Origin of the sequence: Cyclobacterium salsum, assembly GCF_010119245.1 — a bacterium.
GTDB lineage: Bacteria > Bacteroidota > Bacteroidia > Cytophagales > Cyclobacteriaceae > Cyclobacterium > Cyclobacterium salsum.
Genome location: NZ_WNKG01000008.1, coordinates 1 through 11,612, shown reverse-complemented (window position 1 = coordinate 11,612; position 11,612 = coordinate 1). Strand labels below are relative to the sequence as shown.

11 protein-coding genes and 1 pseudogene are annotated in these 11,612 nt (G+C 38.9%); 8 read left to right on the top strand and 4 right to left on the bottom strand.

Features of this window, described 5'->3' with window-relative positions:
- Positions 1-95: 95 nt before the first annotated feature.
- The 6 genes and pseudogenes from GJS45_RS15010 (at position 96) to GJS45_RS24110 (ending at position 7,114) form a co-directional block, all read left to right on the top strand.
- On the top strand, positions 96-464 hold the full coding sequence (locus GJS45_RS15010) for a DUF4258 domain-containing protein (RefSeq protein ID WP_162342686.1): 369 nt from the start codon (positions 96-98) through the stop codon (positions 462-464).
- 294 nt (positions 465-758) lie between these two features.
- A complete protein-coding gene (locus GJS45_RS15005; protein WP_162342685.1) occupies positions 759-1,349 on the top strand; it encodes a hypothetical protein in 591 nt (196 codons plus the stop codon).
- A gap of 2 nt (positions 1,350-1,351) precedes the next feature.
- On the top strand, positions 1,352-2,353 hold the full coding sequence (locus GJS45_RS15000; RefSeq protein WP_162342684.1) for a DUF4407 domain-containing protein: 1,002 nt from the start codon (positions 1,352-1,354) through the stop codon (positions 2,351-2,353).
- A gap of 39 nt (positions 2,354-2,392) precedes the next feature.
- A complete protein-coding gene (locus GJS45_RS14995; RefSeq protein WP_162342683.1) occupies positions 2,393-3,073 on the top strand; it encodes a vWA domain-containing protein in 681 nt (226 codons plus the stop codon).
- Positions 3,074-3,115: 42 nt separating this feature from the next.
- Entirely contained in the window at positions 3,116-6,232 is a 3,117-nt protein-coding gene (locus GJS45_RS14990) for a sacsin N-terminal ATP-binding-like domain-containing protein (RefSeq protein WP_162342682.1), read from the top strand.
- Positions 6,233-6,641: 409 nt separating this feature from the next.
- Positions 6,642-7,114, top strand: a pseudogene (locus GJS45_RS24110) (DUF6088 family protein).
- Between the two features lie 382 nt (positions 7,115-7,496).
- On the opposite strand, the gene GJS45_RS14980 reads toward GJS45_RS24110, so the two are convergent.
- The 4 genes from GJS45_RS14980 to GJS45_RS14965 all read right to left on the bottom strand — a co-directional run bounded on the left by GJS45_RS14980 (position 7,497) and on the right by GJS45_RS14965 (position 10,568).
- The gene (locus GJS45_RS14980; RefSeq protein WP_235954814.1) at positions 7,497-7,646 is read right to left on the bottom strand and encodes a transposase domain-containing protein; all 150 of its coding nucleotides are present in this window, start codon (positions 7,644-7,646) and stop codon (positions 7,497-7,499) included.
- 147 nt (positions 7,647-7,793) lie between these two features.
- Entirely contained in the window at positions 7,794-8,327 is a 534-nt protein-coding gene (locus tag GJS45_RS14975) for a VanZ family protein (protein WP_162342681.1), read from the bottom strand.
- On the bottom strand, positions 8,314-8,958 hold the full coding sequence (locus GJS45_RS14970) for a hypothetical protein (protein ID WP_162342680.1): 645 nt from the start codon (positions 8,956-8,958) through the stop codon (positions 8,314-8,316). Before GJS45_RS14970 ends, GJS45_RS14975 begins: the two co-directional genes overlap by 14 nt.
- 830 nt (positions 8,959-9,788) lie before the next feature.
- Entirely contained in the window at positions 9,789-10,568 is a 780-nt protein-coding gene (locus GJS45_RS14965; RefSeq protein WP_162342679.1) for a LuxR C-terminal-related transcriptional regulator, read from the bottom strand.
- Between the two features lie 362 nt (positions 10,569-10,930).
- On the opposite strand from GJS45_RS14965, the gene GJS45_RS14960 reads away from it, so the two are divergent.
- Both GJS45_RS14960 and GJS45_RS14955 read left to right on the top strand, forming a co-directional pair.
- A complete protein-coding gene (locus GJS45_RS14960; protein ID WP_162342678.1) occupies positions 10,931-11,329 on the top strand; it encodes a hypothetical protein in 399 nt (132 codons plus the stop codon).
- Positions 11,330-11,340: 11 nt separating this feature from the next.
- A partial coding sequence (locus GJS45_RS14955; protein WP_202928093.1) for a hypothetical protein occupies positions 11,341-11,612 on the top strand: 272 nt, incomplete at its 3' end.

Here is an 11,612-nt window from a genome sequence, read left to right as displayed (position 1 = left end):
AAAACTTTTCAATCAATGGTTACCTCGGCTCGAATGTCTTATTAATAAGCGTAAAACAATTCAAAAGCTTATTAAAAACTCAAAATTCAGAAGCCATGAAAAATTTCCATTTCCCGGGTACCATCCAACTGAGCAACCATTGTAGTTCAAGAATTATCCAGAGAGGGATTTCAGATGAAGCAATTAGATTAGTCATTTATTATGGAGACATCATCCACAAACAAAGGTTGAAATTCCATTTTTTAACCAGGGCCAGATGCCAAAAGCTGGACATACCAATCGAATTGGTGAGGGATCTAATGGTGATTACAAATCTGAATCGGACCGAAGTAGTGACTTGCTACAAAAACCCAAATGCCATTCATGAGGTGAAGAAGAAATCAAAGCGACTTGGTAGAACACCAAAGTACCAGAAGCAAAACCGTCAAATTATTCGCGAATTAAAAAAGCAACAGGTTGCATGAATACTCAATCAAGTCAACATCAAAGCATTTATCAGCAGGGTCTTGAAGATCCAAGATGGAAACAGTTAAGACTAAAGGTCATCGAGAGAGATGGGAATCAGTGTCGGATTTGTGGACAGCGGACGGAACTCCAAGTGCATCATAGGCAATACCATAAAGATAAGGCTACAGGAGTATGGTCATATCCGTGGGAGTATCACCCTTATTTTCTGATCACAGTATGCGATTCTTGTCATGCTAAAGGCCATCAATTATTCTCTATCCCAATCAAAGAAATCTAAAATCTATTTAGCTATGAGCATATTCACCAAACTATTCGGAAAAAAAGCTCCCGTTTCGGTTGAGCAGCCACCTGTAACATCTGAGCCTATGGTAAGTCAGCTCCCTCAAATCGACAAGTCTCTTTTCACAGAGGAAAGACACCCTGATGAGCTTTTTTCAAGCAATGATCCTATCAAACAAAAAAAGTCCAGAAAAAGTATTCTGGAGGATCTAAAGGCACAAGACTACTACACCATGGGAATGAGTGACGGATTGGAGGATCATAATTTTGAAACGATGAATCAGAACGTAAACCTGATAGCTTGTGATTTCAAAGAAGTGTATTCTCTGGCGATTCAGGAAATTGACGAGCACCTGTTCAAAATCGAAAGGACCCTTGATCCCAAGTTTGAACAGGAAATGCCTCAAGAATACAGGGAAGTATTGATGCAAAAGGAGAAACTTGAGGAACAAAAACGTGACTTGAAGCAGCAATTTGATCTTGCGGTGATGGGTGAAGGGTACCTTGAGAAATCAGTAGAACGGTATAAGGCCGGTTTCAGAAAGGGCTTCAAGCAGTGGTCCGAAGAGAATTTGATGTTCAAATCATTTATTACCAATTGATTATGCTACTAAGAATATTCTCCACACTGTTTGGCTACAACTACGAGGTAGTAAAAGCCCAGACTACCGTCAGCAAGCAAAAGATTACCACCATGGGCACATTGGTTTTGATACCAGTTTCCCTTTGGTTTATTTCTGGATTTTATCTGGCATCCAATCTTTATGAAGTTCCGACTTGGAAGGCCATGTTGATCGGGGTGCTTATGGCATGTGTTATCCTAATCATTGACCGCGCATTCATTGTCTTGTCAAAGGAAAATGGCGGAAATGAAATTCGAAATTTCCGCCTATTCATTGCCGTCATTTCTACGATTCTAGGGTCTCTTGCATTGGATTTGATCGTATTCTCTGGAGATCTTGATGAATACCGAGCCAAAAAACTGACCGAACTCAGGGGAGAAAAGAAAAGGGAGTTTGTTGAAGAAAATAATGCGGAATTAAATCGATACAATAATGAGCGGGAACAAGCACGTGAGAATGCGGAGAAAGCCGAAACAGACTTAAGTGACGAAATTGATGGTAGCGGTGGGACAAAAAGATATGGTGAAGGTCCAGCAGCTAATAATAAAAGGAGAAAACTTAATTCAGCAAATCAGAAATTCGATAAGTTGGATTCAACGTATCTGGCGGAATTTAGAAATCTGGAAGCTGATGCTGATTCTGTAGCAACGGCCTCAATAATAAATGAAAATGGTGCCGTCTTGAGCAAAGTAAAAGATCTACATTACTTTGCCTTTAGCGACTGGATCAGTGCTTTTTACTACCTGGTTATATGTGCCTTTTTCTTTTGCTTGGAGTTTTTCCCTTTTCAATATAAATCCAAGACCTCCGAAAGCCTTTTCGAAAAGATGCTCTTTGCTGAAGAAAAGATCGGTGAAAGAAGAGTTCAATCCCTGATAGCCCGTAGAGAGGAAATTCTCTGCCAGGATGGATTCCTAGGTTCTAGAGCCGAAAGAATACGTCAGCTTGCCGAGGACAGGGATTACATCCGGAAAATCAGTTAAGCTTCATTTACACTACTCATCACTATTCTTGTAAACAAAATGAAAAATCAAACTAATCCTCAATCCAAGGGAAACGCAATCATTAAGAAGACTTACTACCATCTCGTATTAGACAAGAGCGGAAGCATGGATTCCTGCTGGTCAGAAGCCAGACAAGTCATAAATAAACAGTTACAAGATTTTAAGCGAATACAATCTGAAAATCCAGACTCCAAAATTTGGTTTTCTTACTGCGCATTTAATCAGGCCCTGCGATTTTCTAGCGACCTGATGCCGGTGGAAGATGCAACCATCGATTGGGCTACAATCTACCCGGAAGGGATGACAGCCCTATATGATGCCATCGGAGAAAGTATTTCCTATGTCAAAGAAAAGGCTGCTGGCGATCTGAAGTCTGAATATTCCGATGTGGTAATGATTATCCTAACTGATGGGCATGAAAATGCATCAAAAAAATATTCTGGGCAAGAAATCAAAGAAATGATCCAGATTTATGAGCTAAGCGAAAAATGGATTTTTCTTTTCCTCGGAGCTGGAATAGAGGTTACCGATGTCACCAAGGACCTGGATCGTGGAAGCAAAAATGCTATCAGCTTTGCCAAATCGGATTTTCATTTTGCCTTTAATTTGGTAAGCGATGAGCTGGAAGATTTTGTCAAATTGAAATCCCAAGGCCAAAAGAAAACAAACTTCTTTGAAAAAGGGACTGTCTCTTTTTAATAAAAAACAAACAACAAACTGATATCTAAAATATTAACGAAAATGACAAACTTTAATCAAGACGCCGTCTACTTACTAAATAGAAGTACAGCAGAGAAAATTGACGCTAAAATGCGCACGGTACGAAGCGGGAGAAAAAAATATGAAAGAAGCTGGATATGGGAACTGATCCAAAACGCTAAAGACAAAGCAACCAATGACTTTCCCGATGAAAAGGTTTCCATAAAAATCGATGTAACACCAAACAAATTGGTTTTTAGCCATAACTACGGTTATTTCACTCAATCAAACGTGATTGGACTGATTAGACAAATCAATTCAGAGGACAAGGAAAGAGAAGATGTTCTCTTAACTGAAGAAAACGCTAATCCGCCAATCGGACGGTTTGGCACCGGTTTTATGACTACTCACTTGCTATCTGAAAAAGTTCAGGTAGCTGGCATTTATAAAGAGAATTCCGATTTCAAAAAAATTGCATTTCCGTTGGACAGAAGTGGATTAGACCGGAATAGTCTGATTGAAAGTGTAGAGACATCTTTTAAAGAAGCTGAGTCTGTTCTCTCTAGTTCGGCAATCATCAGTCATCCGGATTTCACCGGGTTCAACACTCAATTCACTTATCTATTGGAAGAAGGGAAAAGCGAAATTGCTGAAACAGGATTGTCAGACCTGGAGTCTTCTCTACCCTATACACTCATTTTTGTAGAAGGAATTAAAGAGGTAATAGTACACAATTCAAATCAGGTAATCACTTTCGAAAAAAGAGATCCCAAAGCTCTTTCCCAGGATATCGAACTTATAGAAATTGTGAAATCAGTAAATGGGACAAGTTCAATTTTGAGATTTGTTCACCTATCCAGAGATTTTACTGGTATTGCACTTCCAGTAGATTTGATTGAGGACAAAGTTCATCTACTGCCATTCTCCGATAATCTACCGATGGTTTTTTTACATTTCCCACTAGTTGGGACAGAAAACTTCCATCTCCCTGTAGTAGTAAACAATCCATTTTTTGAGCCTACCGAACCTCGGGACGGAATTTATCTATTGGATGATGTGAATGATACCAAGAGCCTCACTGACCAGGAATATATCGAAGAAGCAGTTGAACTATATGGGATACTTTTGCCTCATGCAGTTCAAAACAACTGGCAAAACCTTTATTTGTTAGCTAGAACAGCAGTGCCAAATTTGACTGAAGAATACTTTTCCAAATCTTGGTTCAAAGCGAACGTTCAAAAGCCAATGAGAATCGACCTGCTCTCTTCTGATATCGTCCAAACCGAAACATCAAGAATTTCGCTAGCGTCAGCTCTAATTCCCTATGGCAAAGAAAGCAAAATCGATCAGCTATGGGATCTTCTGAATCCAATCCATGCTGACAAACTTCCCAGAAAAGCGGATATCCACCATTGGCATCACATCATTGATAGTCATTGGGGTGTTGACCTCAGAGTAGATATCAAAAAGCTAACAGAGGAAATTGCAAGTTTCGAATCCATCCAAGAATTAGTTGATGAAAAAGGATTTACCGAAACAGAGGCACTTAATTGGATAAATGAAGTAATTGCCTTTATCATTGAAACAGACGAAGAAAAACTCCTGAATGAATTCGCAATCATTCCTAATCAATACGGGCTTTTCGAAAAGAAGGAGAATTTATGGTTGGATCAAGCTATTCCCGCCCAACTTAAAAGTGTATTAAAAATACTCGGTAAAGATTGGAAAGATTCTTTACAACACGAGGAAATCTATTCATTTGTCCCTCCTATAAAAAAAGCACAGGATGACATCGTTACACTAATCAACCAATTGATTAAAGGCAATCAATACTATAGCACTACTTTGGAGGCTGTTTTGAGTCTGACCAGCCTTATTCCAGGTAACGGTTTAGAGTCAAATTCAGCTCGGGTCTCTCTTTATGACTTTGCAAAAGATTTTAACAAAGATATCCCGGAAATACAAGCTGTAGATGAATTTGATAAAGCCGTATGGGAGGAGTCAGATAAGTGGCTTATCAAAGAACTTTGCTCAAAAATCTCCAAAAATTCGAATATCATGACGCTATCAGAAGCCATAAAAAAACCGGCAATCTCCTGGCTTCATGAATTCGTAATCTTCCTTGGAAAAAGCGGACTAGGGTCAAAGTTGAATGATTACAATTTGCTTCCCAATCAACAAGGTGAACTCAAGAAGAAAACTGATTTGTCTCTGGATAATGAAATTGACGATATCCTAAAGGAAATATGTGAAGGCTTGACAGGAAAGCTCAAGTGCAATTTGCTTGATACAGGCATCTATTTGGAAATCGAAAATAGAAGTATTTCTACTCAGGACGTCGCTAAGATGATTTCCGATGAAGTGTCAGAAATCTACAATGCGGACCATGGTCACAACCGCAGCCAAGGAATAAAAAATCTGTTTGAGAAACTTCTAAAATGGATGTATAACAAAGGGGAAGTCATCTCACAAGAACTCTTCAAAGAGCTGTATGAGCGAAGAAATCTAGTCCTTAGAACCGATGAGGAGAACATTCAAGCGATTGAATTTAGACAGACCATGTTGAATAATCCTAACGGATATACGGAAGAGGATATATTCAACCTTATCAAAACTCCCAAAGAGGATTTGGTTGCCTACACTACAGATGAATTTGAAAGAAAGGTTCAAGAAGAAGTCAGAAAGCGCCTGGGGCTAGAACCTGAACATAGTAAGCTTGATCCAAATGAATTGATGGTCAACCTGGGCATCACGAGCCAGGCAGATTTATTAAAAGCGCTAGAGGAATTTGACGGGTCTTCCATTGGTGATGCGCTGCAACATATCTCAAGTACCACAGACTTTAGCTATGTTCATGGATTGATCAAGAGAGCTAAGAAAAATGTCAGGGAGCATCTTTCAAACAGGCCTGAATATGACATTTCTAATTGGGAAGAAGAATCCTTCACGGTAATAGGAGGGGTTGAAAAAAATGGATTCCCGTTAAAGTTGGTCATAAGACCTTCTGATGGGAATCAAGTGATTATTTGGTATTCTGAAGAGTATGAAACCTTAGATCAAAGTTTTGCTGAACTATGGCACGACAATGGTGCAAAACAGAATATCTATTCATTCGGAAAGTTTTTGAGAAAGACAAAAACGAACAGATTGCCAGTTTAAACTATAAGTTAAAACATAAACCAAATCGGAAAGGCTATCACTATTTTCTGAGCCTACGAGCCAAAAGAAAAAAAGAATTGAATAAAGATTGGCTAATCAGAGAATTTCTGGATAAACTCTAAAAACCAAATAGAAATCTTAAAATAGGCGAAAGTATTCACCAGAAAAAAGCAAAACGAAAATAAGCTTTCTAGCGTAAAGCCCTTTCAATCAAGAAGGGGCTTTTCTTTGGTGCTCTTTGGATCAGAGAATTGTATATATCCAGTTTCCGGTATTCTGTAAATCTGGATATAGAACCTGCCTTTTGCTTAAACCAGATGTCTATGAGAATGAGCTAGCCAAAATTAAAACATTTTATACGTATTAAAATGCAAATCTTGTCCCAAATATTTGCTAAATCTAGGACGAAATGAAATCGAAGGAAAGACCTCAAGTAGAATATAAGATTGTGGAAGCACTAAAAGGCCACCCGAAGGGAAGCGTTCTATTTGTGAACGACTTCTTAGATTATGGCAACTCAGAAAGTGTTATGAAAGCCTTGTTACGAATGAAATAGAAAGAAATTCTTTTTCGATTGGGTCACGGAATTTACTTCTATCCAAAAATTGATAAGGAATTTGGTGTTCTCTTTCCATCAACCGAAGAAATAGCCAAAGCTATTGCCAGACGGGATAAAGCGAGAATCGTTCAGACAGGGGTTCATGCGTTGAAAAAATTGAAAGTTGTGTACCTAACTGACGGAACAGCAAGAACCGTTATGTTGGTAAGCGAACCATTACTTTTAACAAAACAAGTCCTAAAAATCTCTTAGCAAAAGGGGAAATAAGTAGTTTGGTTATTCAGCCACTCAAAACTATTGGTCAAAACAAGGTAGATAATTAAACAATAGAATAAATCCATCCTTCTAAGGAATGAGAAGAACGAGAATATCAGCAATGATGCGAAACTCTCTCCTGCCTGGATAAACAAAATATTAGTGGAGGCGATTAGCGGTGCATTGAGGAACTCTAAATGATGAACCCAACTCGGCTCACCCTATCAAAAGAAAGATCGAAATCATCGATCAAGCAACAGAATTAACAGGCTTGCCGTATGAGATGCGCTAGCATTCGCGAATTCCGCTAAAGAAAAATAAAATACTGGAACAATTGAGTGGTTTACAACTTGTCCCGCTTCAGCGGGAGCCTGCCCCGTCAAACTGGATACGGCGGTGCACTGACCCTGTCGAAGAGTTTTGTGAAAAGTTTAGGGGAACCCATTAGATTTATCTTGGAACTATAGCAGGTAATGTCTTTTGATTGGTTTTGGTTCGGTATTTTTCCCAGTTTGTGGGCAGTAGCTGATAGAGGTCCTTTTGCCTATGGCTTTGGATCCTTTCGAAGACATCCTTTAGCCAATCAAACTCATTGACTATCTATGCCCCGATGGATGGGTTTGTGATTAACGGTAGGGTTAAGTTACATTTATAGGGATGACCAATTTAACATTGAAATGGTCTTTCCGTACCCTTTTTCGAACTATGAAAGCTGATTTTTCGGATTTTGTGATTTTCTAGGCTGCACTACTGATACCTCACCGGAAGAAGGTCCATTTTTAGTAAAACCAATAGTAAAATCAACAGGGCTGTTGCCGGTACAGCAAGGAAGTTGATGAACTTTTGTGCCCTAATTCCATTTTGGAATGCCCTTTCCAGGACTGAAAATACCAGTAACCCAATGACTCCGCCTAAGGTGTTGGTCATTAGATCGGTCACATCAAAAGCCCCAATCCGGAAGAGGTATTGAAGTCCTTCAACCAGGAAACTAAGCAGGAAAAGGAACAAAAGCTTTTTACCGAAAATCCATCGGGTGAATAGGGCGCCGGCATAGATGCCAAGAGGCATAAAAATCAGTACGTTCAAAATGTTTTCGCTGGTAAGGATTACCGGTTCATTAAACGGAATGAAGTTGGTATTTCTATTTTCCATATAGGAGAATTGCACTCCTAACTTTAAAATCAAAATCCAGACCAGGGCAATTCCGTAGATTATGAATAGGGCGGTAGTCAACGTGTTTGCTGCCAAACCTGTACGCAAGTTTTTTTCAGACAATTTCATTCCCATAAATTACCCAATTAAGATCTATTTTGTGCTTGCTGCTTAAGCTTTCAATCTTTTTAATAATTGAACGCCTGTGCGCCACACCACACAAAAAGACAGCCTTATCAAATTGATTATTTCTGCAATACGAATAAATATTTCGTAACATCGAATTTTCATAAGCATCAATATCATCGTCAACAGCGTCATTTAGCTTGTTTTCAAGCAAAAGACGGTATTCAAACGTTCGCATTTCCGCTTGTAGACCTATGCTTTTTGCACTATTGAGAAATAGAAAGCCCTGTTCTTTGGCTAATAAATTAAAATCATTTAGCATCTTTTTGTGCTGATTTTTCCTGCAAAGGAAGTCGTTTTTCTTTTGAAAGGAATCAGATAGTCCATTGTCCAGTAAAGGAACATATTTATATGTGGAGCTAAGGCCGTATTTCTGAATTGTTTTTATTTCCAGCTTTTTATGATATACTCCAAATGCGGTAAAACGAACCTTATCATAGTTTGAATAAGTTTTTTCAAGAGCTTCCAAAAATACAATTTCCGGGCGGATTTTCTCCAAAATAGCACACAGTTCATCAGCATTACATTTCCCCATTTCCTCGTGAACGGTGCTAATCAAAGTGATGGTACTCATTGATTTACTTTTTATTGGGTTGTTGAGAATACCTTATTTGGTTTTGAATTTTACATGACGCTTCGAAGCAGGTGGGCGGCGAGCACTTCCGGAGCTTTTTCCTTGCCGTTTTCGCAAACGTTCTTAAATGTACTAAAATAATATTTTAACCGGGAATTGCCTGCTGCACCCAATCCGAGGTGTGTTCCATGAATGATGAATATAGGTCAAAAAGTTGACGTTCCAACGGAAGATAGCTTAAGTCAAAGCATTTACCGGGGCCTGCTGGTATAGTCGAAGTAGTTGTTTGATCTGACTCACGAGTTTTGATTTTACAGACGTCTGAAGTTCTGATTAACGATTGGGTAAAACGGCTAATTAACCAAAATCTATTTAGGGGGGTCAGTATCTGCCGGATTGACAGTTACTTTTTCGCTATTTTTTAGTCTCCAGAGGGGGTCAGCTTGGTCCGGTAAATCCACATGGAGAAAACTTTCAAAAAGGCGGAAATCAGAAATAATTTAAAGTAGAAAAAAGGTTACCATGCATGGGAGGCCGGTGTGAATGGGGTTGTAGTCTGAGAGAATTTAATTGTACCACCTATCGGTGATTGGATGTGCAAGGCTGCTTGTTTTTAATTCCAAATCTTATTAAAAAGGTTTTGATCGGCTTTATGTTATCAATAGGAATAGCGGGAGTGACCCCTTGTCAATATAGGCTATTGTCCTCACCCATTAAATAAGGAGAGTTTTTTATTAGCTCCAGATCGAATATCCGCTCCCAACTTTCGTCCTTGTCAATTGGTTCGTCCAGCAAAAGCCAGATTAGGCTGGCAATAACCCTTTCTCTTCTTACAGATTTCCACTCAGATAGGCGAAACGAATAAGTTCAGAAGTGTTTTTGCTGTGCGTTTTGTGCAACATATTCCGGCGATGCGTATCAACCGTATGGCGAGAAACCTTTAGGGTTTTGGCAATTTCTTTGCTCCTTTCACCAGTTGCCATTAATTCGAGTATCCGCAATTCTGATTTTGAAAATACCAGGCCTTTAATTTGTATGTCCTCGGTAGGAAAACATATCAGGGTATCTTTGGGATCAGGGGTAGAAATGATGCCACACATGGGAGACTGTTTCTGCCAGTGAGTGATATCGGTTATTTTGACAAGTTCGAATTGAAGGCGTCCTTCAGGGGATGTTTTGAGTAAGACAGTCTGCTGTAGCATATGTAGGTAGTTGCCATTTTTATGCTTGAAATGAAAATCGACTGAAAATAAAGATTTTCTTACAACAGCGATAGGCAAACCTTTAAGGTAATCAGTGATTACATTCCACAAAGAAATAAGGGGCTGAACTTCATCCTGGCCAATAACGCTATTAAAAAACGGAACCCCTCCATTCAATAAGATCTCAGTTTCGTATCCGAGTATATCGGTAAAGCTTTTAGATACAAATTTATAACTAAAATCATTATAATCAATTATTACATAAAATGCAGGGCCCAGGTCAATTGAATGGCTACGGTCTTGATGAAATTTCTTCAATTCCTCGACGGCTTCAGGTAAATGTACGGTACTGGAAACTTTCCGAAAATATTTAACTGCGGAATTAAGTAAAGCTCCTTCTTGAGGCATCTTAGTGGGGGAATAGTGTAACTTAATTTGCTCTGACTTTTAAGATACCTAATTTTGAATTTTTTTCCCAGCAAAAAATGGCTTTAAACCATGAAAATATTGAGCTTCATATGATTTTTTTTAATTTAAATTGATTTACAAAATATACTGCTTTTTGAGTATTGCGCTACTTTTCTTTTCCTAATACTTTTATTACTTATAGAGATTAATGGAATCTTGGGGTGCTTAAACTGCTGAACAAGATAGTACTAAGATCAACACAGTTATTCCAAGCCGGTCACAATTCAGGCTATTGCCATTTTCTTTTAAAAACAGGAGCTACTTGAATTATGACCAATTATAAATCCTTAAAACTTATCACTATGAAAAAATTTATCCAAATTCACGGCCTTGCGCTGCTTTTAGGATTTTTTTCCTCGATGACAGTTAAAGCCCAGGAAGCTGATCCGGAGTGGATACAGACTCACCAGCAGGATGGCATTACCATTAGCTATGCCGCAGGCATTTGTGGAGAACAGCAAATGCTGCTGTTAAAACTTGAAAACAGTAATGCACAGGCCGCTTTGGTAGACATTGCGCTTGAAAAAGAAGAAAATGGACACAAGGAAGGTGTTCCTCCTTTTCATGTACAGATAGATGCTAATAGTGCTAAAGTAATGGACTGTCAGGAGTTAGGGCCGCATGGCATGATGCCTATGGTTGTGGAAGATGAAGCATCAGTTTCTGTCAATATTGCTCATTTACTTGTTAACCTACTTTAATACTACATGCCATGAAAATATATATTTATATCTGGAGCCTACTTATAAGTTTCAGTCTGTACTTCCTTTTTATACCGTCTTTTGCACAACCCACTAATCAGTGGGACAAAACCATAGGGGGGAATAACACTGACTATCTTCAAAGTACCACTCCCACCCCTGATGGAGGCTATTTACTGGCAGGTTCTTCTTACTCTTCTGCTTCAGGGGATAAAACTGAAAACAATAAAGGTGGCTGGGATTACTGGGCAGTCAAAATAGATGGCAGTGGCAACAAAGTCTG